This window comes from Shewanella sp. SM71 (genome assembly GCF_025653905.1).
GTDB classification, from domain to species: Bacteria; Pseudomonadota; Gammaproteobacteria; order Enterobacterales; family Shewanellaceae; genus Shewanella; species Shewanella oncorhynchi.
The window spans coordinates 442285-469280 of the sequence record NZ_JAKKRW010000001.1; the positions used below are offsets into that span (position 1 = coordinate 442285).

Here is a 26996-nt window from a genome sequence, read left to right on the forward strand (position 1 = left end):
TCCTCTGCAAGGAATCAGACTGTGCGGCTAAACCTGTTAATTTGGGCGCAAAACCTTGGCGCAATTGCAGCAAAAATTTACGCTTAGGATGGCGTTCAGGGTCGTTCTAAGAATTGCTCTAATTAGAGAGTTGCTCAGAATTGAACTCGGGCTTAGTTGAAACTATTTAAGATGCATAATGAACTCAGATAATGATGAACCTAGACAAAAATGAACCCAGATAAGAATGTTGCTAAGTGCTCTCCAAAAAGCCAGACAATGATAACCATCAGCCGCAAGGCTTTGTCCTGCAAGGCTCTCAAATGACCGACTCCAGAACATCTAGCAAAAACGGCGTGAATGTGGATCTATTTTTTATTCCACTGAGTGATATTTCATTGCCGCAAACATCACTCGCTCAGTCTTGGTTAAGTGATGATGAACTCGCCAAGGTCGCGCGTTATCGCGATCCCAAGGCGCAAATGAAGGGATTACAGGTCAGGGCAGCGTTGCGGGCCGTGTTATCTCGCTATGCGGATTTATCGCCACACGAGTGGTGTTTTGAATATGGCGCTAAGGGTAAGCCGAGTTTAACGACAAAATTGCAACAGCAAACGGGGCTTGAGTTTAATTTAAGCCATAGCGGCGATTGGTTATTGATTGGTGTGACTCAGTTTCATGGTGTTGAGTCTGGGTTATTTGGGGTTGATATTGAAAGATCGCGGCCGAAGACGGATATCTATCCAATCCTAAATCATTATTTTTCCGCCCAAGAAACTGCGGCTTTGTTGACCCTTGTCGATGAAGCGAGTCAGCGGCAGCGCTTTTTCGATTTATGGGCGTTAAAGGAATCTTATATCAAGGCGACTGGCCTAGGTTTAGCGCAGTCGCTTAAATCCTTCGGCTTTGATCTAAAGCCATTCGAGCAATTGGTGGCCGGATCGGTTGAGCTTAGATACCAAGATGCTGCGTTGATGCTGTTCTATGGTGTGGCGCCTTTGCTGAGTGTCTATCCTAATATTCCGCTGCAAACCATTGATGCAAGTTCATTGTATTGGCAAACCTATTTTGGGCGTTTGACCGAGGAGTACCGTTTTGCCGTGAGTTTAGGGCATGCTGGTAACACCGAGATTTCCATAATGCTAACGGCGCAACTGAGCAACATAGAAGCCTTACTTGCCGATTATGGTTAACTGGTCTTATTCATCTTCGGTTAAACATTGCTGGGTATAGTCACGCCCATAATATTTTGAATTTGAATGAAATAAATGAGGTTTAACAATGAAACGGATTAAGTGCCTAATACCTGCCACTATGATGGTGTTGCTATCTGGTTGTGGTTATTTTGGTGGCGATGAAAAGCAGCAATTGGAGCAGGCTTGGTTAGCCCAAGATCCACAGTTGCAGCAAGTGGTTGAGCAAATTCGTGCCAATGGCTTAGATGTTGTGGCTCAAAGCGCGGCAGCAGGCACAGTTTCGGCCTGTGTGGCTGAAAAACTCAGCCAAGATCCGCTGGGTAAGTTAGTCAATGTTGAAGGCTCGCTGGTGGAGTCTGCTAAAGTGGCAGAGCTGCTGGGGGACTTACAGAAAGTAATGGAGCAAGACATCAGTTTTGATCAGGTCGCGAGCTTGCTACAAAAGGGCGCCGATGCGGCGGCCTATGCTAAAAGTCTTATCGAGCAACAAGGTTTAGATCAAGCCTTACAAAGCCTTAAGCAAATGGTGACCGCGAGTGAGCAATTTGCCCAGCAAGACTTAGGCGCGCATTTTCAGCAGTTATTGCTTGAGTGCAAAACTTCAGTCCCAACGCCAGAGTCTGCGAATTAATTATCTTACTTTAATCTGGCCTTTAAGGAGTGCGCGAGAGAGAACATGTCGTGAAAATGGCTATCCGTACTTCACTCTTTTGCTTACAGAACTCGACTCGCCAAGTGTCAGAATGGTTAGTGCTAGTGTAATTTTTCCATAAAACGCCCTGAAGATTCAGGGCGTTTATTTGGTTATTTCGCGCTTGGTAGTGGGACGATTTCAAAGCTTTCATCGAACTTTACTAAGGTCGACGCTATCTTACCGAAGGCATCTTTATCACCCTCTAACTTGGCAGTACCCTTAGCCAGTAACTCTTTAAGTGTGACTTTTCCGAGTAAAATCCCCGTAATATAGCGTTTATCAATATAAAGATTGGCATCGGCCTCCATCGGTTTATCAACCTTAATATTGCTTAAATTACCGTTACTTAGTTCAACATAGAGCGTTTCTTGGGTGTCGGGGTTAATCACATTAAGCCTGATTAGCCCAAGTTCAGCAGCTTTGAGGCTATCGACTTTTACGGCGAGGAAGTCAAATAGGGTCGATATGTCCATTTCTCCTAAAATATCTGCAGAGGCCGATTTAGGCGCGCCGGGTTGAATGCTTACGCGTAACTCTTGGGCGCCAGTGAGGTAAATGTTGCGCCAGCCAGCACCTTCGGCTTGATAACCCAGTTGCTCATAGGTATCGGCAAGTAATTGTCTTGCCTCTTCGTTATTAGGTTCTACCATCACGACTTTATTGAGTGCGGTGGCCACAAAACGGTACTCGCCTTGGGCATAGTCGGCTTTGGCGTGTTTCACTACGGCTTTGGCACCGCCCATATACTCCACAAATTTCGTCGCTTCATCTTTTGTCGGTAGTGGGTTTAAGTTGGCGGGATTCATATCGAAATAGCCAAGGTACATGTTGTACACGGCTTTGGCATTATGGCTGTAGGTACCGTGGTAACCATTGGTGTACCAAGTATCGCGCACAGCCTTAGGGATAGTGGTTTGAATCGCATCGCCAATATCTTGAATACCCACGCCATTATTAGCTAAACGCAGGGTTTGATTATGCACTAGGCCATAGTTATCCCTTTGCATTCTTAAGTATTGGTTTACATCAGTATTGCCAAATACGGGGGCTGAGTGGGCAGTGAATATAACCTGTGCATCATTACCAAAATGGGTCAGTAATTCGTTGATATCCTTAGACCATTTTATCGCATCTCGAACTTTTGCCCCGCGTAAGGTATAAATGTTGTGCATGCCGTGGTAGGTGAGCTCTGCGGTCCACAATGCTTTCATTGAGGGAATATAGGTGGCCATTTCCGAGGCGGCTTCTGTGCCTGATGCATCCATAAACACCATGTCGATGCCATCAATGGTGAGTGTTTCCCACTTGTCTTTTGCATTTAAGGTGACATCGGGTTTAACGTAGGTCACTTCGCCTTTGGATAATCCCTTAGCAAGTGCGGCATCGACAATGCCTTGATCGTTTCGCTCTAATGTTGCGCCGTATTGATAGGCGGCGCGGCGGCTCATGGCATTACCGGCAAGCACATTTTCGTCGACAATTTCTTTGGTGATGTTATTGGAACCATAGACTTTGACGTTTGGGAACATATCTTTGATGGCGCGGGAGCCGCCAAAATGATCTCCATGACTGTGGGAATAAATCATCGCGACTACGGGTAAGTTATTGCCCTCGGGCAAGTGTTTTAGCGCAAACTCGAGGGATAATTTTGCCGCTTCTTTGGTCAGCAGCACGTCATAAAGGATCCAACCCGTTTTACCGCGGATAAGGGTTAAGTTCGATAAGTCTGTGCCACGCACTTGATAAATGCCATCTGTGACCTTGTATAAGCCGTTAGACACCATATTCAATTGAGCTTGGCGATAAAGTGAAGGGTTTACTGTGTCTGGAGTTTTGTCGCCAATAAAGCTGAAATCGGCACGTAAAATGGCTGCTGTTGGTTCATCGAGTTCAGCAATAAGATTTTTAGAAAACTCTTCAAAGGCTTTTTTGTCAGCAAAATTAAGGCTTGCTGCTGAGGTTTTATTTACCGCAATGGTTTGCTCGGTGGCAGGCTTTCCCTGATAGTGCAGGCTGATATGTTCATGCTCGTGTTCAGCGGCCACGGCGCTTAAAGAGAAGCTTGCGATAATACTCATTGTCATCAAAGATTTTTGCATTATTTTACCTACCGAAAAGTGGGATAGTGTCGTTGATGGTTTGAGTATAGCCAGCTTGTGTATTTAGATAACTCGAGTTAGCTTGGGTTGTAATATTCATATAGTGAATGAGTGCACTCCCTTATGCCGACACGAAAGCCATTAGATTTAAATTTATTACGCGTGTTTATGGTGGTTTACCGTACTCGTTCATTCACCCAAGCGGCACAGGAGTTAGATTTAACTCAGTCTTCCGTGAGTAATGCGATAAGCCGGTTTAGGGCTTGGGTCGGGGAGTCGCTGTTTAATCGGGTTGGACGGGGAATTGAGCCTACATCGGTGGCAAGGGAGATGTACCGTAAATTTGAGCAGCCCATGGCGGATATTGAAACCGTATTACTGGGGTTTGAGCATTTTGATCCCAACACGAGCCAGCGGCGCTTTTATGTATATGCTAATGAGTCGGTTATCGAAGCGCTGCAATCAGGCGTGCAGGCTTTGTTACAGACTGCTGATATTGAAGTGATTTTCCGCGAGTCGCCGCCGCAGGAGGATGAGCTATATCGCGATATTTTGCTTGAGCGGGTCGCCGTTGCCATAGACATTAAGCTCGCGCAGCAAAGTTTGCTCTCGAGCAAATTGCTCTTTACCGAAAATTTAGTTTGTATCGTCAGTCGGCAGCATCCTCGTATTCAAGGTGTCATTAGCCATGAACAGTATTTTGAGGAGAAACACGTCTTTTTGAATCTAAGGCGTTTTAATTTGACTGCAGGGGATTTGTTTACCGAAGGCGTGTTACCAAGGCGCAAAATGTACAGTGAGCAATCATCTCTATTGAGTATGTTTGCAACTGTCGGTAAAAGTGAGGCGATAGGCATAGCGCCTTTGCGTTACGCCAGTCAGTACGCTGAGATGTTCGGCTTACAGATTTTACCTATGCCCCTGAAAACAAGGCCAATTGATTTGTATATGGTGTGGAGCAGTAAATATACCCAAAACCCGAGCCATCAATGGCTACGGCGTTTATTGCTCAATGCGAGTGCAAACACTGTGAATAAAAAAGCTCTGAATATAGCGAGCAGCTAGGGCTAGCGATTCAGAGCTTTGTTGCAGTTTTTAAACCTTATTTTCTATCTCAGATTGTTAATCTAATAGCCTAAGAAGGTCATTACTGTCTTGCGAGTCTGTGGCTTTCGCCAGGTTGCTCGAAGTCACTGCGATAAGGGTTGATATCTAAACCACCGCGACGCGTGTAGCGGGCGTAAACCGTCAATTTAGTGCAATGACAGAAACGTTTTAAATCGACGAAAATTCGCTCGACACATTGCTCGTGGAATTCGTTATGTTGGCGGAAAGAAATCAAATAGCGCAGCAGTTTCTCGCGATCGATTTTAGGGCCTTGATAACGGATCATCACGCTGCCCCAATCGGGTTGCGAAGTGATCAAACAGTTGGATTTCAGCAGGTTTGAATTAAGCGTTTCCGCGACCGTTTGCTTATCGTCTGTACTGTTAACTAAGTAATCAGGATTAAAACTATAATCGCTGACTTCAATATCGAGATCGTCAATACAAGTGCCTGGTAACTCAATAATACGCTGAATACCAAAGCTTTTTGGCTCGATAATCTTAACGCTAACATCACCTTGAGCACACTGACTTAAGTCTTGCACTAAGGTTTTTTGCAGTGAATCTAGGTTATCAAACTTGGTTTGATTAAAGCTATTGAGATACAGTTTGAACGATTTCGACTCAATCAGATTCAGGCTTTCATAGCTTAAATGAAATTCAGCTATGGCCACCATAGGCTTACCTTTGGCATTTAACCAAGACAGCTCATAACCCGTCCAGATATCGGCACCATGAAACGGTAACGTCCCAGTGAGTGCAATAGCATTACGGTTTAGTGAGCGTGGAACCCCTTGCAGCAGCGACGCATCATACTCGGCTTGGTAGTCGGTGGCTTTACCTAAAGTCAGGCCAACAAGCGCTTGCGCATCACTATAGGGATCGTGATTCTGTGTCATCAATACTGTTTCCATGTCAAAATAGGCGCACATTATACCTGAAATTGGATTGTGCTTAAGTGTCTTGTCTGCCCGCACTCGATAAATTTTTGCAAAACTATCATCAAGCTTACTTAACGAGTTTAGGTGAACTACCGCGTTATTACCCACAGGGTGAGCCTTCTGTGTGTATTCAAGGCGAATTTCAACCGGATCTTGAACAGGCCGTTTCTTGGCAGCCAGTGAAACGCAAAGTTGAAGGCAGTTTCGCCAATGTAGAGCATGCACTGGAGTTAACTTTATGGCCAGAGATCAATGATTTTTACGGTCATTATTTCTCCGCCCCAGTATTATTTGACTCTAAGTGGGGCACTGGGGAGTTACTGCAAGTCTGGAATGATGACGATTTTAACTGCCTGCAACAAAACTTGATTGGTCATCTGATGATGAAGAAAAAACTGAAGCAGTCACCGACTTGGTTTATCGGTCTGTTAGATGAGGGAGATAAAATGCTCACCATCAATAACAGTGATGGTAGCGTATGGATTGAAATCCCTGGTGAAGTGCAATCTGAGCAATTGTCCTCGAGTTTGACTGCGTTTATCGAAGCATTATCGCCACGGATAGCACCACCCGTTAAACATGAAGAACTACCTATGCCCGCATTAGAACATCCTGGTATTTTCGCCAGTTTTAAACGTATGTGGCAAAACCTTTTCGGTAAACGTTAACTTCTGTGATCGACATTTTTATTCTCAACCTAAGTATTAACTCAACCTAAGCGTGGCTTATCTTAGGTTGAGTTTTGCAAGGGGATAAACAGATGTTATTGATGATCCCAAGACAGATTCGACACTATGCGGCAAGGCTCGCAGCGAAAATGGAACATATCCAATAAAGGTTCATCGAGTTTCCAATCATGACTGCCACAACGTGGGCAAGGTCGCGTTTTTTCTGTGGCTAAATCTTGGCCGCCAACGCGATATAAGTAGTAATAGGTCGGGATCTGAGTGAGATATTCGATACGACCGCGCAAATCCCAACCTCTGCGAAATAAATCACTGTCAGGACTCGATAATTCCTCTAGCGCGGCAAATTCTGCCTTAGTGGCCGCCGCCATTTGCAGCTCGTCGCAGGCTTGCCATTCGCTCTGCCAACGGATAATACGTTTATGATCGCCATTAAAGGTTGCGGGTATACGGTACAGGGGAATGGGCAATAAATTGTCGCCGCTGCGTAGGGGCGAGCACATGTGCACAAAACTGGTGTATAGCAGTTGCCAGCTGGGTGTTTCGGTATTACTTACTTCAGAATTGATATCCTGACCAATAAACTTTTCCCGCGGCGCGAGTAGTTTAGCGTCGGTTAATTCTACTAAGGCTTTTTTGACCCAAGGGCTGTGATATTTGTGCGCTAAACTGCTTTTCTCTGGCATCAATAAACGCACTCTAAACTCACCGTCATTAAAGGCGACCGCAAATTCTCGCCCTAAGATTTGACCATTAGCTCGATAGGCTTCAAGGAGCTGATTAATTGCCTTCTCGGCGGCAGATATCGTGGTGTCGGCGAAGCATTCGAAGCGCAGTTCAGTGACAAACATTAAGCTGTTTTTCCTTGGATTTCTAATAAGTTGATGCGTTGTTTAAGTTCAAGCAGTTCGTTTTTTAATTGCATTATTTCTGTTTTTTGCTGCTCAGCATGACGTTCAAAATACGCCTGTTGCATCTGCAGGCGCTCGGCGAGCACTGCAAGGGTTAAGGTATCGTTAGTTGCGGGAGTGTCAGTTGTAGGGCTGATAGTTTGCAACTCAGCTAAACGCTCGCGATCCGCCTTAGGCATAGATTTAAATTGCTGTAAGCCTTGGATCAATATAGGTAAAGGTAGGCTACTACCTAAACGGGTTTTAATTAAGGCAAGGCTCGGTACTTTACCGCAGGCTTCGAGCGAACGTGCGGCCGCTAATACTTGGTCAAGGGGACTCATAATTAGCAAAATTCCTTAATTTGTTGAATTGTTTAAACCAATTTTAAAATAATAATTAAATTTTTCATTTAAAAACAGTGTGTTGTCTTGTGGCATTTATTTTGCTTATTGTCCAGCCGAAATACCATTTTTTAAGCTTCAATAATAATTACACAGGATGTCACATGATGAACCATAAATTGAATAACAAACTTATCGCCATCACTTTTTTAGGGCTCGCAAGCTTAGGTCTTAGCGGCTGCGTGGTCAATGTCGGTGATGGAGAATCGGGCTGGGATAGCAGCGAATCTTGGGAGAAAGTGCAGGATAAAAATCGCACTAACTTAACCAAGCTGAGCTTAGGTATGCCTAAAGACCAAGTGATGATCTTAATGGGCACCGCTGATTTTAGTGAAGCCTATATTCAACAAAGTGCTCAACAAGGTGAAGCCAATAAAGAAGTCTTAGTGTTGTTTTATCGTACCCAGCGTAATAATGGCGATGGAAAAACCACTAAGGATGAATGCACGCCTATCGTGCTGAGCAACAATGCCTTAGTGGGTTGGGGTGAAACGGCTTACGGTAAAATCTGAACCAACGAGTCTTATCGTTTACGTAGCTGAGTGTCTAATTGCTCAATGGGCTCAGTCCAGAGGGCATCGGCTTCTAAACCTTCAATGATAAAGCTCTTTTGGGCTGGGGTCCAAAAGGGCGCTTGGCTTAAATGGATGTGATGGTCGATATCATGGGTTGCAATAAACTGCGCTATGGCCTCGTCGCTACTGTCTAAACCGAGTTGCTCAAACAAGTGGCTTAAGTCTACTGGAGTTGTATCCATCATTATTTCCTTTTCAGTATAGTGCCTTCGTTTAGAGTAAGCGCCTGATTGAAAAATGCAATCTATGATTAAAATTTGCACTTTTTAGTTTCCTTGGTAGATTAACAGTTACGCATAAAAAAGTGTGAGCTAAGTCAAGGAATGCTAACGATGGACAATGAAATTCTGGAGGACTGCCGCGCAGTCTATTTGACCGCGGAAGACTTACGCATTGCCGCTTCTATTCTCTATAACGCTTACCATGATGATCCTTTTTTTGTCGATTCACTCTTTACCTCAGACAAAGCCGCTTATGAGCAAAAATTGCGCGCCGCAATCAGGGAAGAACTAAATACGTTATGGCAACAAAAACAAGCCCTCATTGGTTTATTCGACCATGAAAGACTCTTTGGGTTAGCCTGTGTAGTTACTCAAGAAGTGCCTTTAGGGGAAGGGCGTTATTGGCATTGGCGCTTAAAGATGTTGTTAGGTACAGGTTGGCAATCGACTCAAGCGCTAATGAACAAAGAGTCCAGTATTATTGAACTTTTACCCAGTAAGCACTGCGGTATTTTGCAGTTTATTGCTCTTGCACCAAATGAACAGCACAAAGGACTTGGACATAAGTTAGTACAAGCTGTGGTGAGTTGGTGTGATGAGCAGCCTGATTTGGATGGCATTGGTGTGTTTATCGCTCAGGAGAACCACTTGCAACTGTTTACTCAGCATGACTTTGTATCCATAGGCGAGCTGAGTATTGGCAGTATTCATGGCCAACTTTTATTCTATTCGGTTCAACAAGATGACTAACTCTTATAAACGTTTCGCCGATTTTTATCCTTTCTATTTATCCCAACACCAGCACCCGATTTGTCGGCAATTACACTTTGTTGGCAGTTGTTTAGTTCTGCTGCTGATTGGCATTGCCTTGGTTTCACAAGCCTGGTGGCTATGTTGGTTCATTCCTATTGTTGGTTATGGTTTTGCGTGGGTGGGACACTTCGTATTTGAGAAGAATCGACCCGCGACATTTCAGTATCCTTTTTACAGTTTGATGGCAGATTGGGTGATGTTTGCGCAGATGATCTGCCGCTTTTTTAAACGTTAAAAAAATTGCCAGAGTGAGATGCCCATGCCCGTGTGAGAGATCGCTTACAAACGTTGTAGGACATAATGTTTTCTTTTTGATTGTTTTTTGTTCTGCGATATTTAATTTTAAATAGAATCATTGGGTTGTATTTATTTTCCTTTGGTTGGTCCGTAATTAATTTTGTAGTCCGTTCTTTGAGCCGAACAAAAAAGTTAGGGTTAACGTAGAATTCACTCATGGCCAAAGCAAATGGATAGCAAGGAAAGCGAAACAGGCCAAAGGGACGCAAGAAGCAACGAATTAAGATTTCAAGGTTGAAATCGCTGACGGTAGGAAAACTGTCATTCGCCTCGGATAGGCTAAGGAAAAGCAGGATTGCTTTTCAAGGATGATTAGGGACAGTGAGTTGTATCGTCAGGATGATGAATTTCAGGAAGAATACAGGACACGCTTAAGGATTAAGCATGAACTCGAAACAGGATGTGTCGAGATAAGGATAAAGTATAAGGGTGAACAGCTTGTACTAATCTATGGAAAATAAATTTTGCAGGATGCAATAGGAATACGTCATAGGAAGTGACAGGCTCTGTAAAAAGGATTTACAGGTCAAGGGACTGAGTGTTATCTCACGTAAGTTTGATACACAGGGACGAAAAGGGATTACAGGGACGACGCAGGACGCAAGCAGACGCATGGATGGTGCAGGGAGCACAAATCGAGCAGGACGGCTTACAAAGGATAAATGGGGCGCACTTTAGTTGCGCCCTTTTCTTTGGTTCATTTTCAGCATTAATCTGGCTTTGCCAAGCTATAACGCTATTCACGCTATAACGCTATTCGCACAGACTTTATCTTAACGCTGCTTAAAGACTTCTCGCCGTAAAGCATGTTTACCAGTCTTACTTCTCTTATTGCCCAATGATTTACTCTGTGTTGACGTGTTTTGGTCATGCGCCGAATGCTTGTCGAATTTTGAGTGATAGCTGTTTATGCATAAGTCCTTCAGGGGAGAACATCTAGCGCTTTGCTTACTTTTGATTCGAATTGCCATCCTCCGTGTAAGAGATCTCTCACAAGTATGTAAGTAATTTGTAAGTTCAAAGGGTGGTTATGTCTTGTGGCTGGTTATTATTTTTATTTATATCAGTAATTTAGTCTATTTTTTATCAGTTGAACTCACCATCTTCGTTAACATTTTAAATAATCCACAATGAGTACTTTCGTTGGTTGGCGTAGAATTCATCTTGTAGAAGGAATTGCGGGCAACAGGATGTTGGCGATCAGGATGATCGAACAGTGACTAAGGAATGTGACTTAAGGAAAGATAGGGATATAGGCCTTTCAGGATGAAAGAGAGCCAATACCAAGGAAGGGAGACTATCAAGGATTGATAGACTCATTGCATAGGATGGCAATGGCACAGGGAGTGCAATTGAATGGATGCAATTCATGGATGATGATGGAACCGCTCAGGAAAGAGCAAGCTTGGGACTGGATGACCAAGAGATAGGGAAGTACATGAGTACAAGGGACCTCAAGGATTGAGCAGGGATGAAGCAGGACGCAGATTGACGCATGGATGGTGCAGGGAGCACAAAAATAGCGGGATAGCTTAACAGAGAATAGGAGGGCGTGGCTTTAGGGCCGCGCCCTTTCTTTTTTAACTTTGACAGTGAGTTATTTTTTAGCCGTATTTACGATAAAAAAGAATGATGTCTTGCTCTCTATGTTGGCTCACATTTTATTTGAGCCAACATTGTCGATAAAAGCTTAATGGCATTTGCCTGAGTTACAACCACTTTGCGTACCACACCCGCCAAACTTACCCTGTGACGTTGGGGCTTCATGCCATTCAGGCTCAGGGAAGATAGGCCATTCAATCTTTTGAATTTTCTTGCCTTGCATCCAAATATGGCCACGGTATTGGTTAATGCCGTCGGTGCTGAATTCAAATAAATATTTCGCCTTCCAGCAGATCCCCGTCGTGCCGCCAATGCTAGGGCGGGCAGTTTCCATGGCAATGGCTAACAGTTGAACTTTTTGTCGCCAACATTCTTTTTCGGCAAAAATACGGCTCAACTCTGCCATTTGGCGTAGTTGCCAAAAGAATGCGGCAATCACGACGAGGCCAATAATTAACAGTAAATCTGACATCATTTGCTAGCTGCCTTAAACAAACCACCTATGGCTTGTGATAGTTGAACACTTCGATTGGGATTTCTTAATTCGCCTAGTAGTTGATTGCGCAAACTAGGAATAGCCACAATATCAGCAAAGACCTGATTAAAAAAGGCTTGGGGCTGCAGTGCTAAAGCTTCTAAGTAAAGACTGCGACTTGAATCTTGTTTTAATACCGACCAGTTACGTCCGGCAATGCTGATGAGGGCATTGGTATCTAAAGAGGATTGGCCGTGTAGATGCGCAAACGCTTTTTGGCTGTGTTTGGCGCTAGAAGCCAAAGCGCGAAGGAAATAGGCTTGGTGTTCTGGCGCTGCGTCTTGAAGTTTCGCGAGAATCTTATCGGCGAGTGTGTCGCTAATCAGTAAGTGTTCAAGACATTGGCATAGGGCGATTTGCACTTCAATGGCGGCTGTATCAAAACTCGATACCAAGTGCTGCTCATGATCAAATTCTTTTGCACGTACACACACATCAGCTATGCCTTGCATTCCAATATGTTGCCATTGTGATGGGGCAACTTGGCCTGACAGATATTGCACGGCAAACTCGTATTGTGATGAAGCGCGTTGGCCAAGTTGTTTACGAACGAGTGCGTTAAATACGGCCAGTTTTTCTTGGCTTGGCTTGAAATTAAACGGATTATTCGCGAGTTGTTCTTGCTGCTCATCACTGAGCGGCTGAGTGGGATCTTGCCCTAGTGCCGCTAATATCATTTCGATAAATTGTGAGCGAGGCGCGGGCGACAGTAATCCTTGCTCATCTAACGCCAGTTTTAGAAACCAAATAAAGTGCTGCTGGCTAGCATCCCAAAAGACAATAGCAAATTGTGCATGCCCTTGAATGGGATAAGGATAAGGGGCTGACAGAGATTCGATTTGGTGAAACGCGAGCATATCAATATGTTGCACCCTACGGCCAAGATCATACACTTGGAACTGGGTTTTGGCTGTGGTTAAAAACTGGCTTAAAGTTGTAATTTCAGTCATTTGGCTGCCATATCAATCAAAGAGGCTCAATAAATTGGCGCCATTATAGGGGGAAGTGCGTCTGGATGGTATGATTGCGGCACTTTAATCGACCTATTCGGCCAGTGAATTGTGGGGAGTTCCTCAATCACAATGGCTAACATGAGAATGGATCTGAAAGCTATGTTATACAGTCAAACCCAAGCTAAATTGGCTCAGATTACCCACGCGCTGCAAGCGGCCGAGTTGTGGTCTGAGCAAGCGCCTTCTCCCGCTGCAATGGCAAGCACAGCACCTTTTGCCTGTGATCTTATGCCCCTTGAGCAGTGGCTGCAGTTTATTTTGCTGCCTAGAATGCAGACTTTAATCGAAACGGGGGCGCCATTGCCGACTCAAATTGCGATTGCCCCTATGGCTGAACATGTTTGGCTGGATATGCCCCCGCGCCAAACTTTAATTAGCCTATTGAATGAATTGGATATGTTGTTAAATGAATCAAGATGATATCTGGCTTGAAACGCCTGAAAATGCAGTGAATGTATCCCAAGAGGATGATTCAGAAGAGCAGGCGCCTGAGATTGAAATTCTTTATGAAGATGAGCACTTAGTGGCAATTCATAAACCCGCAGGCTTATTGGTCCACCGCAGTTATTTAGCGCGTCGGGAGCGATTTTTTGCTATGCAGCTGACCCGTGACTTAGTGGGCTGCCATGTGTTTCCTGTACATCGTCTCGACAGGCCGACATCCGGCGTGCTCTTGTTTGCCAAGAGTAGTGAAGTGGCCAATGCTCTGTGTGAGCAATTTGCTTCCCATACGATTGAAAAACAATATTTGGCTTTAGTGCGCGGTAATATGCATGAGAGCGGTATTTTAGATTATGCGCTTAAGGTTGAGTTGGATGAATTAGGCGATAAGAATGCCGATCCCAATAAAGCGGCGCAGGAGGCTGTGACGGCTTATGAGCCGTTACTCAATACTGAAATTCCGTATCAGTCAGGCCGATATCCCACTAGCCGTTTCGCACTGGTACGCTTGAGTCCTAAAACGGGGCGTAAGCATCAGCTCAGAAGACACATGGCGCATTTACGCCACCCCATCGTCGGTGATACCACCCATGGCGATGGTAAGCAAAATGCATTTTTTCGTGAGCATTTCGGTATTAATCGCCTGTGGCTTATCGCAAAAAAACTCACCATTACACACCCTATAACTCAAACTCGGCTCAGCATAGAAACCGAGCTCGAGCCTGAGTGGGAAACCGTGTTTGCCGAGCTAGGTTGGGATGAGGCGACCTTGAGTCAGCAAGCTGAGTTATTCATCGCCCAAGAGGCGTGAACAGCAAGCAGCCAATGCTTGATATGGTGATATCAACTTAGCCGCGTGAATAAAATTAAGTGCATTCACTTTGCTTTGTTATTGAAACTAAAGTCATCGAATTTAAAACGAGGTGGATTGCTTAATCGAGGAGTTGTGGCGTTTGTGCTGTTTGTGGCCGCAGCTCTTGCATCATGACGGCTAAGGTTGAGAATCCAGACGTGAGTGCAAGTGGCGATATGAGATTTTGCTGGGCGGAGTGGAAATAGTTTTTACGCCGAATATGGGTTGTTTTGTGGTGCTGCTTGAGGTGTTTTTGGCGGGTGGACTGTCGCATTAGATATTTTCTCACGCTCAATGGCTTGATTTATAAAAAATTTGCGCCTTAGCTTGCTCATACGCTGAACAATAAAGTAAGGTCAGCCTAATAAGGTTTGCAACGCGATGTGGAGTGTATCATGAAAAAGGTGAATCTGGTGTTTGGCACTGTATATGGTAGTGCACAATTTGCCGCTGAAACCCTAGAGAAAGAAATGCAAGTTTTAGGTTATGATGTCACATTGTGGCAACCTAATGAGGTAGCAAGCTTTATTCCTCCTCAGGATGAATTGTTAGTGGTGGTGACTTCGACGACCGGACAAGGGGACTTACCCGATGATATTCAGTCTTGGTACCATAATCTTAAACATCTAGCACCCTACTTACCTGAGCTTAGATACAGTGTGATAGCTCTAGGTGATTCAAGTTATGAGACTTTCTGCGGTGCAGGTAAGTCTGTAGATGCACTCTTGAGTGAACTTGGCGCTAAGCCGCTGGTGGAATTACTCGAAATTGATGCCTGTGAAACCATGGAACCTGAGGTTGAAGCGATAAAATGGCTAGAACGCTGGAATCAAGTCGTCAAAACCGAGCTCGTCGCTTAGGTAGTTTCGTCAATCTACAGTGGTTTAAATTTGCCCAGCGCTTAAGCCAAGCGCTGCTTATTCCTATTGCCATTTTACCCGCAGCTGGGGTTATGCTCGGCTTAACTGTTAGTCCGATTCCTTTTATGCCCGAAGAGCTGACAGTGCTGATGCTGGCGGTAGGCAAACTCATTTTCGCCATTATGCCGATGTTATTTGCCGTGGCTGTTGCTATTGGTTTTTGTCGCGATCAAGGTATTGCCGCCTTTTCGGCAGTGTTTGGTTATGGGGTGATGACAGCGACGTTAGCCGCACTGGCCGATTTGTATCGACTTCCAACCCAACCTTTATTAGGAATGGATACCTTAGATACTGGAATTGCAGGTGGTATGATGCTTGGTGGTATTACTTGCCTCGCAGTCCGTTGGAGTCAATATATTCGCTTGCCTGCGATTTTCTCTTTCTTCGAGGGACGTCGCAGTGCATCTTTACTTATTATTCCCCTAGCGATGAGCCTAGGTTATGTACTCGCCCATGTGTGGCCACCCTTAGCTTTATTGATTGAGCGCGTATCCGACTGGGCGGTTTATCAAAAACCAGCCATTGCTTTTGGCGTGTATGGCGCATTAGAGCGGTTACTTATTCCCCTTGGCTTACATCATATTTGGAATGCGCCTTTTTACTTAGAGGTGGGCCAATATCAGTTATTGGGGCATGAAGTCGTTCGTGGTGAGGTGGCGCGCTATTTAGCGGGCGATCCGCAGGCGGGAAACCTTGCCGGTGGTTATCTGATTAAAATGTGGGGATTACCGGCGGCTGCACTGGCAATGTGGCGCTGTGCTGATCCCTCAGAGCGGAATCGCGTGGCGGGTATTATGCTCTCGGCGGGGGCGGCAAGTTGGTTAACTGGGGTGACTGAACCTATCGAATTTGCTTTTATGTTTGTGGCGCCGATTCTATTTATTATTCACGCCTTACTCACTGGGCTCGCTTATTTTGTCTGTATTATGCTGGATATTCACCACAGCATAGTATTCTCCCAAGGGCTGGTGGACTTTACGCTGCTATTTCCATTGTCCCGTAATGCCAGCTGGTTTATTTTCCTTGGGCCTTTAACCGCCATAATATATTACCTGTTGTTTAGACTGAGTATTTTAGCCTTTAATTTGAAAACTCCCGGTAGGCTTGAGCATAACGACAGTAAAGGACCCAAAGAAAGTTTACGGGCGATTATTGCGGCGCTCGGCGGGCGTGAAAATATCGTTGAACTTAATGCTTGTTTGACACGGTTACGCTTGAGCGTACACAAGCCCGAGTTAGTCAATAAGGTGCGTTTGAGTCAGTTGGGCGCTAAGGGCGTGATCGTTATGGGCAAAGGTGTGCAGGTGGTTTACGGCACTAAGGCCGAAACCTTGCGTAAAGTATTGCAGCGTTACTTAGATACTCGCCGCTAGGATTGTGTTTTTACAAAATTAACTGCTTAATTTTTACATTTTATTGATTCAAGCCTCTGAAATATCATTTTTATTTTCGCATTATAGGGTTTTCATACTGTTCAGCATGATTTGCTATGGCAAACTCGATGTAGGGACAATATAGGAGAGCCAACTTTGCAACAAATGACTGAAACTCGCGGTAATACTTCGCCATCCATAGAGCGTAAAATCTTACTGACGGATTGCGCTGATGCCCAAGGCCTCATCGCTAAAATCACCAGTGTTTGTTTTACTCATAAACTGAATATCATCAAAAACAGTGAGTTTGTGGATAATGCCCAAGGGCGTTTCTTTATGCGAACTGAGTTAGAGGGCATTTTTAACAGCGAACAGTTATTGCAGGATCTGCGTGACGTACTGCCTACGCAAAATCATATGACGTTAGTTAGCGCAGGTAAAAAACGTATTGTGGTGTTAGTCACAAAGGAAGCGCACTGTTTAGGCGATTTGTTAATGAAAGCCTATTACGGTGGTTTAAGTGTCGAGATTGCCGCTGTGGTGGGTAACCATGATGCACTACGTGAATTGGCAGAGAAGTTTAACATCCCCTTTCATCTGGTGAGCCACGAAGGCTTGGACCGAATTCAACACGAGCAAGTACTGTTGGCCGCGGTATCGCAATATGAGCCAGATTATCTGGTGTTGGCTAAGTACATGCGGGTGCTAACTCCAGATTTTGTGGCGCAATATCCTAATCGCATCATCAACATTCACCATTCTTTTTTACCTGCCTTTATCGGCGCAGCACCCTATCGTCAGGCTTGGGAGCGCGGGGTGAAAATTATCGGTGCGACGGCGCATTTTGTGAATAATTGCCTCGATGAAGGGCCGATCATCAAGCAAGACGTGATTCCCGTCGACCACAGTTATAGCGCCTTAGAAATGGCACGTGCTGGGCGCGATGTTGAAAAGAGTGTATTGAGTAAAGCGCTGCAATTAGTGCTCAACGAACAAGTGGTCGTGTACGGCAATAAAACGATCGTTTTCTAAGATGTAGGTGAGTTGTGGCAATGGCATGACATTCAGCGGCGTTTATTTTAACCCGCGTCTGTCATGAAATCAGCTATCATTATGTTTATTGGAGATTTTATAGTGCTCACATTGGGGTGAACATAGCGGTATAGTGTATTGCCCATGCTCGAATTACAGGTCGGAGTGCTGGATGTCAACTCGTCAAAGCCTTATCGTTGGAATGAAAGACTTGCCCGATAGTTTGAATTTATCTTGGGCACAGCTAGATGAGCAGTTTTGTGTGCTACGGATGAGCCAAGCCTTTTACTGCCGTTGTAAACGCTCTGCGGCGCAAATCATTAATCAACCCATTAGCCAATTGTTTAGTGCTTTTAATGCTGAACTATGCGCCGATATTGTGAGGCGACGCGGCCAAGAAATAGGTTTTCAATTACAAGATCATCGCGGCATACGTGTGCATCTCGCGCTGCATTCTTTGCCTGAAATGGGATGGTATTTGATTCTATCCGACATCAATTTTGAAGATCCGCAGATGAAGGAGTTGCACTCGGATTATCGTCGAGCGATTCAAGCCAGCGATGCTTGGCTGCAACACATTGAAGATGTGATTAAATCCTCCCAAGAAGAAGTATTTAAAGTCGCAGTTTCTAAGGCGATGTCACTCACTGGCAGTCGATATGGCTTTATTCTGTTGCATAACGAAAAGTTAAAAACACTCACACTCGCCGCGCGTTCTGAGTATCCCCACGCAGAGGCTAATCAAGCCGATTTTGTTGAAGATAATACCCAAGTGTCAGAACTTGAAAGCCGCGTATGGCTCGAATGTGTGCGAGATTATAAGCCGATCATCCAAAATCAAACCGACTCCCAAAGGCGCTTAGGGGATTTGCCCTTAGATAAACTGCTACTTGGAGGGCGTTACTTGGCGGTGCCGATTTTATTTCGCAGTCGCTTAGTGGGCATGCTGTGCGTGGTCGACCGTAACGAGCCTTATAGTCGTAATGATGCGAGATCATTACTGACTTTTGCCAGCATTTTATGGCACAGCATTGAACTACCACGCACATTGCGCGCGGTATCCCGCCAGTCCAAAATCATTAAAGCGCAAAAAGAGCAATTATCTCAATCGTTAACACAGCTTATTAGTGCTATTTCTGAGGCATTAGAACTGAAAGATGCCTATACCGCAGGGCATCAAAAGTCGGTGGCGCAATTAAGTTATTTGATTGGTGAGAAATTAGGTTTAGACCCGCTGCGTTTAGAAGGGCTGAAGATTGGTGCCTTAGTCCATGATATCGGCAAGTTAGCGATTCCATCGCAGATCTTGACAAAACCGTCAAAACTTTCAAAAGAAGAATACGCATTAATTCAGACTCACCCATTACATGGTGCTGAAATTATTGAGGATGTGGAGTTTCCTTGGCCCATTAAAGAGATGATTTTACAGCATCATGAGCGGCTCGATGGCTCAGGTTATCCCGCGGGCTTAAAGGATAAGGCGATTTTATATGAGGCGAAAATTATTGCTGTCGCCGATGTTGCCGATTCGATATTGTCCCACAGGCCTTATCGCCCATCGTTAGGGCTGGAGAAAATGACTGAAGTGCTGCGTGCGGGTAAAGGGACACTTTTTGACCCTGAGATAGTCGAAACTTGTTTAGCGATTTTGATTAATCGAGAGTTGAGTATTAGCGATCATATCGGTGCTGCGCCGCTTGAACCTTTAGTCACTATTTCACTCGACCATGAGTTAGTTGATATTAAGCGTTTACTTACGACTGCCCATGCTAAGGTGGCCGTGGTATTGGATGAGCAACATAAGATACTAGGGGTGATCACGAGTCGCTTACTGGAACATTGGTTTAGCCCATTACTTGGCACTGCGGCTGAGCGTGAACTGGATAGGGCATCTTTACATAAAAAAGCCCATCAGATCATGGAGCATTCAGTGCCTATTATCAGTGAGGTGGCCACATCGGAAGATGCATTACTGCAGTTGAATTTACTAGACTCAGAATATCTTGTGGTGGTGAACAAAGCGCAGCAGCCATTGGGGATTATCGGCTGGCGGGCTATTGCCATGACGAGAAATGCATTCCGTGAAGTAGAGCGTTTGATTTAAGTACTTTATTAAACAGTTATTATAAAGCTGGGCAGTGATCGCTCAATCGTAGGCTAAATTTTACCGACAATAAAAAAGATGCCCTTAGGCATCTTTTTATGGAACTCATGTTATCGAACAAATGCTGTGACTGTTAATCAACAATACGCAGTAATTCGTTGATACCCACTTTACTACGGGTTTTTGCATCGACTTTCTTAACGATAATAGCGGCATAGAGGCTGTACTTGCCACAGGCTGATGGTAAGTTGCCAGAAACAACAACAGAGCCTGCTGGTACACGACCGTAATGCACTTCGCCGGTTTCGCGATCATAAATTCGAGTACTTTGGCCGATATACACACCCATGGAAATCACTGAGCCTTCTTCAACCACGACGCCTTCAACAATCTCAGAACGCGCACCGATAAAGCAGTTATCTTCGATGATGGTTGGGCCCGCTTGCAATGGCTCAAGTACGCCACCAATACCTACACCGCCAGATAAATGCACATTTTTACCGATTTGTGCACATGAGCCAACGGTCGCCCAAGTGTCAACCATAGTGCCTTCATCAACATAGGCACCTAAGTTCACATAGGATGGCATCAACACGGTATTTTTACCTATGAATGAGCCTTTACGTACTGTCGCCGAAGGCACTACACGAATGGCTTCCGCTTTAAAGCGGGCTTCATCATATTCGGCAAATTTTAACGGCACTTTGTCGAAGTATTTGGTTTCGGCGCCATCGATAACCACGTTATCGAAAATACGGAAGGACAGTAATACCGCCTTTTTCAGCCATTGGTGCACATGCCATTGTCCGTCGATTTTCTCGGCGACACGGACTTCACCTTTGTCGAGCATATTGATGACATTTTGCACATCGTCACGCACACCGGCGTCAACTGTGCTTGGTGTGATGTCGGCGCGCGCTTCAAAAGCCGCCTCAATACGTTGGCGTAAAGCCTCCATTTACTTCTCCCACTGGTCTCGTTAATTAACTGATTCGATATTCTTTGCACTCAGGGCACTGATTAAAGCGTCCCTGAGGGTATTCTCTTGGGTTTCGTTAAGTTGCAAGCCGTCATTGGTCTGCAGCATAAAAAAGTCTTCGGCTCGCTCACCAATGGTGGTGATTTTGGCCGCAAGTAATGTTGTGTTGCAACGGTAAAAGATATCCCCGACTTTTGCCAGTAATCCTGGAGAATCTAAGGCGATAAGCTCCATCATACTTGTACCATGACGACTGCTTTCGAGGAAACTCACTTGTGTCGGCACATTAAAAGGTTTCATCTTGCGCGATAGTTTTCTAAAGCGCGGCAGTTTTGGACTGTCGCTCGACAGGGCTTTCTCAAGCGCCTTACGGATACTTTGGATGCGTGAAAGCTGGCTAACGGGCTCACCATCCTGCTCTAAGATCACAAAGGTATCGAGGGCATAATTGTCTTTTGACGTCATGATGTTGGCATCATGGACGTTGATATTTTTATTGTCGAGTACCGCCATCACAGTTGCGAACAATTTAGGTCTGTCTTGGCAATAGACAAATAGCTCAGTACCACCACGGGTGGTGTGTTTGGACACTAAGACTAAAGGCTCATCCTGTTGTTTGTGCTTTAAAATTGCTTCGGCGTGCCACGCGACTTGATTTGGCTGATGGCGTAAAAAGTAATCTGCCTTAAAACGTTGCCACAGGGCATCGAGATCTTTCTCTTTCAATCCGCGGCGCAGCAGCTCTTTTTTCGCCTTAGCTTGGTATTCACGCACTCTGGCACGAATATCGACGGGTTTTTCTTTACCGCGGGCGAGCACCCTTTGGGTCGAAAAGTACAAATCGCGCAGCAGTGAGCCTTTCCAGTTGTTCCAGGTTTTTTCGTTGGTGGCGCAGATATCGGCGACGGTTAAGCAGTACAGATAGCTTAAATGCACGGCATCGCGGACTTTATTGGCAAAGTCGGCCACCACATCGGGATCGGAAATATCACGGCGCTGGGCGGTGACAGACATCACTAGATGATTCTCAACCAGCCAAGCGACTAGACGGCCATCGTGATCGTTTAACCCGTGCAGCTTACAAAAGGCGAGGGCATCGCTTGAGCCTAGTTTACTGTGATCGCCACCGCGGCCTTTGGCGATATCGTGGAAGATAGCGCCTAATACCAGTAAGCCCTTTTTCGGCAGTTGGTTGATCAGAATCGAGCCTAAGGGAAATTCTTCCTTTTGTTCGGCTTGGGAAAAACGCTCGATATTGAGCAGTAATCTGTGGGTGTGTTCATCGACTGTATAGGCGTGGAACAGGTCGAACTGCATCTGGCCTTCAATATTTCGCCATGCGGGTAGATAGGCCGATAACACACCGTGTTTATGCATTAAAGACAAAGCAACAATGCCGCGAGGGTGGCGCAGAATTTCCATAAAGGCTTGGCGACAAAGCGGGTTTTCTTGTAAGGCTTGCGGCTGGGCGCGTCTTGCTCGGCGCAGCGAACGCAGCGTTGGTGCGTAGATACCTTTGATGTTGGAGTTTTTAGCGACCAACAAAAACAGCCGGACAATTTCTTCGCCGCTATCGAAAAGATCATCGCTTAGCGCTTCAATAAAAGTGCCGCGGCGCTGGTAGTGTTTATCTATCGATTGAATTTCTAAAGCTTTTGTATGCCCCAGTGTTGCCCGTTTAAACAGCTGCAGCAACATTTCGTTTAGCTCCATCACTCGACGTACCGTGCGATAGTAACGTTTCATCATTTGCTCAACAGCAAGCTGGGTGGCGTCTTCATACCCCATAAGCTCGGCAACTTGGCGTTGTACATCAAAGAGCAAGCGATTTTCATCGCGACCGACCACCATATGCAGAGCAAAGCGTAACTTCCACAAAAAGTGCTGACATTCGAGCAGCTCTTCTAATTCACCGGGCTCTAAAAAGTCGTATTGGACTAATTCTTCGAGGCGAGCGGCGCCAAAGTGACGCATGGCTACCCAAGCAATGGTTTGAATATCCCTAAGACCACCGGGACAACTCTTGATATTGGGTTCTAAATCGAAGGCACTGGCTCTGGCATGGCGGGCATTTTGCTCATCCCGTTTTGCGATAAAAAAATCGCTTGAAGTCCAAAAGTCACTTTGACGAATCGCATCATAAAGTTGATCGAATAAAAATTCGGGCCCTTCGAGCAATCGTGCCTCTAACAGATTGGTGGCTATGGTGATGTCTTCACGGCCGAGGATAATCGTGTCGTTTAACGTACGGACACTGTGGCCGATTTCCAGATTGGCATCCCACAGAAAGGCAATAAACTGACTGAGTGCTGCTTCGGCGGCGGGTGACAAGATATCATTAAACAGGAACAGCAAGTCGACATCCGAGTGGGGATGCAGCTCCCCACGGCCATAGCCGCCCACGGCAATCAGGGCAATATCATATTCCCTTAGACCGTGCTGTTCCCAAGCTTGCTTGACAAGGGCATCGACAAATTGACAGCGCTGAGTGACGAGCTCTTCAATCGGGGTTTTAGCCTTAAAACTGGCCAAAAGAATCTGATTCTGTTCGATTAATGATTGTTTAGCGAGCAGAGCTATATTCATCGAGTCCCTTGTTTTTATGCTTGTTAGTGTGGCCTATCGCTCGTGATTGATGATACGTGGGAAATCCTCATCCTCACGCAGGGTAAGTACTTCAACCCCTTTTTCAGTCACCAGTAAGGTATGTTCCCACTGGGCTGAATTTTTACCATCGGAGGTCGTTACCGTCCACTTATCATCGCGATCGAGTATGGTCGTGTGGCGACCAGCATTGATCATAGGTTCAATGGTGAAACACATGCCTGGGCGTAATACTGTGTTATCGCCGTTACGGTAGTGCATGACCTGAGGTTCCTCATGGAAACCCGAGCCAATACCGTGGCCACAATAATCTTGCACGATGGAATATTTCTCAAGCCCTGTTTTGCTGGCTTTGATGAATTTTTCGATAGTATTGCCAATTTCACCCAGTTTTAAACCTGGACGAACCTTACGAATAGCTAAATACAGGCTTTCTTGCGCGATGCGGCACAGACGTTTGTCCTTCGCGCTCACTTCACCGATTAAAAACATCATCGAGGTATCGCCATGATAACCGTCTTTAATCACTGTGATGTCGATATTGAGGATATCGCCTTCTTTCAATGGTGGGTTGTCGTTTGGAATGCCGTGGCAAATCACATGGTTTACAGAAGTACAAATGGATTTAGGAAAACCATGGTAGTTAAGCGGCGCCGAAATCGCACCTTGCTCTTCGGTATATTTGGCGCAGAGGTCATTGAGCTCATTGGTGGTCACGCCCGGTTTAACATGCGGCGCGATCATTTCTAATACCTGTGCGGCTAGTTTGCCCGCAGCACGCATTTTTTCAATTTCTTCAGCGGTCTTGATGACTATACTCATTGCGTTTTCTCTTGTGTCTTTAATGTCTGTTGGCCACGCAACCTAATGCAAAAATTTGTGCTTTAGGGCTATTTATGGTATAAAGCGCGCCGTTATGTTTAAGTCTTGATGAATTGTCCAAGCCAGCTTTTGCGCTGCTTTGATACTTGCAAGACTAAAGATGGCGGCCATTATACATGGCTATTTGTCTAAATACTAAATCACACACGTGTCGACACATTCTTCGGGGTGCCCTCAGTTGTTATATCAGGGGTCGAAGACATGGGATACGTGGAGGTCTAACCCCCTAAATTTTAAGGTAATAGAAATGACTACAGTTTCAATGCGCGATATGCTTCAGGCCGGTGTCCACTTCGGTCACCAAACCCGTTACTGGAACCCAAAAATGAAGCCATTCATTTTCGGTGCTCGCAACGGTGTTCACATCATCAACCTTGAGCATACTGTGCCAATGTTCAATGAAGCGCTAGCTTTCATCAGCAACGTAGCTTCAAAGAAAGGTAAAGTATTATTCGTTGGTACTAAACGTGCTGCTGGCGAAGCGATCAAAGAAGCTGCTCTGTCTTGTGACCAGTACTATGTTGATCACCGCTGGTTAGGCGGTATGCTGACTAACTGGAAAACCGTTCGTCAGTCAATCAAACGTCTGAAAGAACTGGAAAGCCAATCAGTAGACGGTACTTTCGACAAGCTGACCAAGAAAGAAGCGCTGATGCGTACTCGTGAGCTTGAAAAGCTGGAAAAATCTTTAGGTGGTATTAAAAACATGGGCGGCCTGCCAGACGTATTATTCGTCATTGGTGCTGACCATGAGCATATCGCTATTAAAGAAGCTAACAACCTGGGTATCCCTGTTGTTGCAGTTGTTGATACTAACTCTGCGCCAGATGGTGTTAACTACATCGTTCCTGGTAACGACGACGCTATGCGTGCTATCCGCCTGTACACTTCTTCTGTTGCTGCTGCTGCAAAAGCTGGCCGTGGTCAAGATTTGGCTGTTCAAGCTGAGCAAGACGGTTTCGTAGAAGCCGAATAATAATAAGGCGGGATGATTATCATCACCCTTATTAACCAAGATTTTTGATTGGTTAACAGGGGCCATTCGGCCCCTGTTTTATATCTGCAAATTAGTCGATTTTTTATAGAGGATTTAACAATGGCAATTACTGCTGCCCAAGTTAAAGAACTGCGCGACCGTACTGGCGCAGGCATGATGGATTGTAAAAACGCTCTGACAGAAGCTAACGGCGACATGGAGTTAGCAATTGACAACATGCGTAAGTCTGGCGCTGCTAAAGCGGCTAAAAAAGCGGGTAACATCGCTGCTGACGGTACAATTCTGATCAAGAATGGCGAAGGTTTCGCTGCGCTATTAGAAGTTAACTGTCAAACTGACTTCGTTGCTAAAGATTCAAACTTCTTAGCATTCGCGAACGCAGTATTAGATGCCGCTGCTGCATCTAAAGTGACTCTTGAAGATTTAAAAGCACAGTTTGAAGATGCACGCGTTGCATTGGTAACTAAAATCGGTGAAAACATCAACATTCGTCGTGTTGAGTACATCGATGGTGCAAACCTATCTTCATACCGTCACGGTGAGCGCATTGGCGTTGTTGTTGCCGGTGAAGCTGACGAAGAAACCTTAAAGCACATCGCAATGCACGTTGCTGCTTCTAAGCCTGAATACGTGAACCCAGAAGATGTTCCTGCAGAAATCGTTGCAAGAGAACAAGCTCTGCAAATCGAAATGTCAATGAACGAAGGCAAATCGGCAGAGATCGCTGAGAAGATGGTTCTTGGTCGTATGAAGAAGTTCACCGGTGAGATTTCTTTGACTGGTCAAGCTTACATCATGGAACCAAAGAAAACTGTTGGCGAAATTCTGAAAGAGAAAGGCGCTAAAGTCACTAACTTCATTCGTTTAGAAGTGGGTGAAGGTATTGAGAAGAAAGAAGAAGATTTCGCGGCTGAAGTTGCTGCTCAAATCGCTGCTTCTAAAAAGGCTTAATCGCCAACGCTAAATACCCCCAAGACCGCGGCAATAGCTGCGGTCTTGTTATGACCAGGATAAAAATTATGAGCACCAATCCAAAACCCGCATTTAGACGCATTCTTCTTAAATTAAGTGGCGAAGCACTGATGGGTGACGAAGGCTTCGGCATCGACCCTAAAGTATTAGATCGCATGGCTCAGGAAGTGAAAGAGCTGGTTGAGCTGGGTATTCAGGTGGGTGTGGTTATTGGTGGTGGTAATCTGTTTCGCGGTGAAGGCCTAGCAAAAGCAGGCATGAACCGTGTGGTGGGCGATCACATGGGTATGCTGGCAACGGTTATGAACGGCTTGGCAATGCGAGACGCCCTGCACCGTGCCTATGTTAATGCTCGTCTGATGTCAGCTATCCCGTTAAAGGGTGTGTGTGATGATTACAATTGGGCTGAAGCGATCAGCTTGCTAAAATCTGGCCGAGTGGTTATTTTTGCTGCCGGTACAGGTAATCCTTTCTGCACGACCGATTCTGCGGCCTGTTTACGCGGCATTGAAATCGAAGCTGAAGTCGTATTGAAAGGCACTAAAGTCGACGGTGTATACTCCGAAGATCCAATGAAGAACCCAGACGCCGTTAAGTATGATGAAGTGACTTATGCGGAAATTCTGGAAAAAGAATTAAAAGTAATGGACTTAGCCGCCTTTACTATGGCGCGTGATCACGACATGCCTATTTTAGTCTTCAACATGAATAAGCCTGGCGCTCTACGCCGCGTTATCATGGGTGAAGAAGAAGGCACGCTGATCAGAGCGAAAAAAGTTATTTAATGA

Annotated in this window: 27 protein-coding genes; 16 read left to right on the forward strand and 11 right to left on the reverse strand. The window is 45.3% G+C overall.

The annotated features are described in order from the left end of the window. Window positions 1-302: 302 nt before the first annotated feature. Window positions 303-1172 carry a 4'-phosphopantetheinyl transferase family protein gene (locus L5L97_RS01885; protein ID WP_317629518.1) on the forward strand — a complete coding sequence of 290 codons (870 nt, stop codon included), beginning with the start codon at window positions 303-305 and terminating at the stop codon, window positions 1170-1172. An 88-nt stretch (window positions 1173-1260) separates the two neighbouring features. Beyond that, complete coding sequence (locus L5L97_RS01890; RefSeq protein WP_105249737.1) at window positions 1261-1806, forward strand: hypothetical protein; 546 nt, start codon at window positions 1261-1263, stop codon at window positions 1804-1806. 173 nt (window positions 1807-1979) lie between these two features. On the opposite strand, the gene L5L97_RS01895 is transcribed toward L5L97_RS01890, so the two are convergent. After that, window positions 1980-3968, reverse strand: coding sequence for an alkyl/aryl-sulfatase (locus tag L5L97_RS01895; protein ID WP_263180961.1), 1989 nt, complete (start codon window positions 3966-3968; stop codon window positions 1980-1982). 123 nt (window positions 3969-4091) lie between these two features. Between L5L97_RS01895 and L5L97_RS01900 the strand changes: the two genes are divergently transcribed. Beyond that, window positions 4092-5033: a LysR family transcriptional regulator gene (locus tag L5L97_RS01900; RefSeq protein ID WP_263180962.1), complete on the forward strand. Its 942-nt coding sequence runs from the start codon at window positions 4092-4094 to the stop codon at window positions 5031-5033. A gap of 82 nt (window positions 5034-5115) precedes the next feature. On the opposite strand, the gene queF is transcribed toward L5L97_RS01900, so the two are convergent. Beyond that, complete coding sequence (queF, locus tag L5L97_RS01905) at window positions 5116-5973, reverse strand: NADPH-dependent 7-cyano-7-deazaguanine reductase QueF (protein ID WP_263180963.1); 858 nt, start codon at window positions 5971-5973, stop codon at window positions 5116-5118. A 59-nt stretch (window positions 5974-6032) separates the two neighbouring features. On the opposite strand from queF, the gene syd reads away from it, so the two are divergent. Further along, on the forward strand, window positions 6033-6683 hold the full coding sequence (syd, locus tag L5L97_RS01910; protein WP_028760624.1) for a SecY-interacting protein: 651 nt from the start codon (window positions 6033-6035) through the stop codon (window positions 6681-6683). Between the two features lie 95 nt (window positions 6684-6778). Here syd and L5L97_RS01915 read toward each other — a convergent pair whose 3' ends face one another. Both L5L97_RS01915 and L5L97_RS01920 read right to left on the reverse strand, forming a co-directional pair. Then, entirely contained in the window at window positions 6779-7552 is a 774-nt protein-coding gene (locus tag L5L97_RS01915; RefSeq protein ID WP_105249732.1) for a Zn-ribbon-containing protein, read from the reverse strand. Further along, a complete protein-coding gene (locus L5L97_RS01920; protein WP_131523814.1) occupies window positions 7552-7935 on the reverse strand; it encodes a hypothetical protein in 384 nt (127 codons plus the stop codon). Before L5L97_RS01920 ends, L5L97_RS01915 begins: the two co-directional genes overlap by 1 nt. A 164-nt stretch (window positions 7936-8099) precedes the next feature. On the opposite strand from L5L97_RS01920, the gene L5L97_RS01925 reads away from it, so the two are divergent. Then, window positions 8100-8507 (forward strand): DUF3192 domain-containing protein, encoded by a 408-nt coding sequence (locus L5L97_RS01925; protein WP_028760621.1) that lies wholly within the window; start codon window positions 8100-8102, stop codon window positions 8505-8507. 11 nt (window positions 8508-8518) lie between these two features. Here the strand turns inward: L5L97_RS01925 and L5L97_RS01930 are convergent, their stop codons facing one another. Beyond that, entirely contained in the window at window positions 8519-8752 is a 234-nt protein-coding gene (locus L5L97_RS01930) for a DUF2789 domain-containing protein (RefSeq protein WP_028760620.1), read from the reverse strand. 150 nt (window positions 8753-8902) lie between these two features. Between L5L97_RS01930 and L5L97_RS01935 the strand changes: the two genes are divergently transcribed. Then, window positions 8903-9541, forward strand: a complete 639-nt coding sequence (locus tag L5L97_RS01935; protein WP_131523813.1) for a GNAT family N-acetyltransferase — start codon at window positions 8903-8905, stop codon at window positions 9539-9541. Then, window positions 9534-9839: a DUF962 domain-containing protein gene (locus tag L5L97_RS01940; RefSeq protein ID WP_263180964.1), complete on the forward strand. Its 306-nt coding sequence runs from the start codon at window positions 9534-9536 to the stop codon at window positions 9837-9839. Before L5L97_RS01935 ends, L5L97_RS01940 begins: the two co-directional genes overlap by 8 nt. Before the next feature lie 1752 nt (window positions 9840-11591). Here L5L97_RS01940 and L5L97_RS01945 read toward each other — a convergent pair. Together L5L97_RS01945 and L5L97_RS01950 are read right to left on the reverse strand one after the other, a co-directional pair. Further along, window positions 11592-11978: a DUF3301 domain-containing protein gene (locus tag L5L97_RS01945; RefSeq protein WP_105249728.1), complete on the reverse strand. Its 387-nt coding sequence runs from the start codon at window positions 11976-11978 to the stop codon at window positions 11592-11594. Further along, window positions 11975-12988 (reverse strand): DUF3549 family protein, encoded by a 1014-nt coding sequence (locus L5L97_RS01950; protein WP_263180965.1) that lies wholly within the window; start codon window positions 12986-12988, stop codon window positions 11975-11977. The genes L5L97_RS01945 and L5L97_RS01950 overlap by 4 nt, the downstream gene beginning before the upstream one ends. Window positions 12989-13150: 162 nt before the next feature. Here L5L97_RS01950 and L5L97_RS01955 point away from each other — a divergent pair, with 162 nt between their 5' ends. Both L5L97_RS01955 and truC read left to right on the forward strand, forming a co-directional pair. Then, the gene (locus tag L5L97_RS01955; protein WP_263180967.1) at window positions 13151-13471 is read left to right on the forward strand and encodes a YqcC family protein; all 321 of its coding nucleotides are present in this window, start codon (window positions 13151-13153) and stop codon (window positions 13469-13471) included. Further along, entirely contained in the window at window positions 13458-14303 is an 846-nt protein-coding gene (truC, locus tag L5L97_RS01960) for a tRNA pseudouridine(65) synthase TruC (protein WP_263180968.1), read from the forward strand. Before L5L97_RS01955 ends, truC begins: the two co-directional genes overlap by 14 nt. A 121-nt stretch (window positions 14304-14424) precedes the next feature. Here truC and L5L97_RS01965 read toward each other — a convergent pair whose 3' ends face one another. Further along, entirely contained in the window at window positions 14425-14619 is a 195-nt protein-coding gene (locus L5L97_RS01965) for a hypothetical protein (RefSeq protein ID WP_105249725.1), read from the reverse strand. Between the two features lie 121 nt (window positions 14620-14740). Here L5L97_RS01965 and L5L97_RS01970 point away from each other — a divergent pair, with 121 nt between their 5' ends. The 4 genes from L5L97_RS01970 to L5L97_RS01985 all read left to right on the forward strand — a co-directional run bounded on the left by L5L97_RS01970 (window position 14741) and on the right by L5L97_RS01985 (window position 19774). Next, window positions 14741-15205: a flavodoxin gene (locus L5L97_RS01970; RefSeq protein WP_113938961.1), complete on the forward strand. Its 465-nt coding sequence runs from the start codon at window positions 14741-14743 to the stop codon at window positions 15203-15205. After that, the gene (locus L5L97_RS01975; RefSeq protein WP_113938960.1) at window positions 15157-16638 is read left to right on the forward strand and encodes a PTS transporter subunit EIIC; all 1482 of its coding nucleotides are present in this window, start codon (window positions 15157-15159) and stop codon (window positions 16636-16638) included. Before L5L97_RS01970 ends, L5L97_RS01975 begins: the two co-directional genes overlap by 49 nt. Before the next feature lie 165 nt (window positions 16639-16803). Continuing rightward, window positions 16804-17670, forward strand: coding sequence for a formyltetrahydrofolate deformylase (gene purU, locus L5L97_RS01980; RefSeq protein WP_113938988.1), 867 nt, complete (start codon window positions 16804-16806; stop codon window positions 17668-17670). Window positions 17671-17842: 172 nt separating this feature from the next. Then, window positions 17843-19774 carry an HD domain-containing phosphohydrolase gene (locus tag L5L97_RS01985; RefSeq protein ID WP_198573605.1) on the forward strand — a complete coding sequence of 644 codons (1932 nt, stop codon included), beginning with the start codon at window positions 17843-17845 and terminating at the stop codon, window positions 19772-19774. A gap of 133 nt (window positions 19775-19907) precedes the next feature. Here L5L97_RS01985 and dapD read toward each other — a convergent pair whose 3' ends face one another. The 3 genes from dapD to map are packed head-to-tail and all read right to left on the reverse strand — an operon-like array spanning window position 19908 to window position 24203. Next, window positions 19908-20732 (reverse strand): 2,3,4,5-tetrahydropyridine-2,6-dicarboxylate N-succinyltransferase, encoded by an 825-nt coding sequence (gene dapD / locus L5L97_RS01990; RefSeq protein ID WP_263179488.1) that lies wholly within the window; start codon window positions 20730-20732, stop codon window positions 19908-19910. Between the two features lie 21 nt (window positions 20733-20753). Then, the gene (glnD, locus tag L5L97_RS01995; RefSeq protein WP_168823186.1) at window positions 20754-23339 is read right to left on the reverse strand and encodes a bifunctional uridylyltransferase/uridylyl-removing protein GlnD; all 2586 of its coding nucleotides are present in this window, start codon (window positions 23337-23339) and stop codon (window positions 20754-20756) included. Window positions 23340-23372: 33 nt separating this feature from the next. Further along, window positions 23373-24203: a type I methionyl aminopeptidase gene (gene map, locus L5L97_RS02000; RefSeq protein ID WP_226058787.1), complete on the reverse strand. Its 831-nt coding sequence runs from the start codon at window positions 24201-24203 to the stop codon at window positions 23373-23375. Window positions 24204-24486: 283 nt separating this feature from the next. Between map and rpsB the strand changes: the two genes are divergently transcribed. From rpsB to pyrH, 3 genes are all read left to right on the forward strand, one after another. Next, a complete protein-coding gene (gene rpsB, locus L5L97_RS02005) occupies window positions 24487-25215 on the forward strand; it encodes a 30S ribosomal protein S2 (RefSeq protein ID WP_028760607.1) in 729 nt (242 codons plus the stop codon). A gap of 120 nt (window positions 25216-25335) precedes the next feature. Next, window positions 25336-26187 carry a translation elongation factor Ts gene (gene tsf / locus L5L97_RS02010; protein WP_028760606.1) on the forward strand — a complete coding sequence of 284 codons (852 nt, stop codon included), beginning with the start codon at window positions 25336-25338 and terminating at the stop codon, window positions 26185-26187. Between the two features lie 68 nt (window positions 26188-26255). Further along, window positions 26256-26993, forward strand: coding sequence for a UMP kinase (gene pyrH / locus L5L97_RS02015; RefSeq protein ID WP_006080981.1), 738 nt, complete (start codon window positions 26256-26258; stop codon window positions 26991-26993). The last annotated feature ends 3 nt before the right edge of the window (window positions 26994-26996 follow it).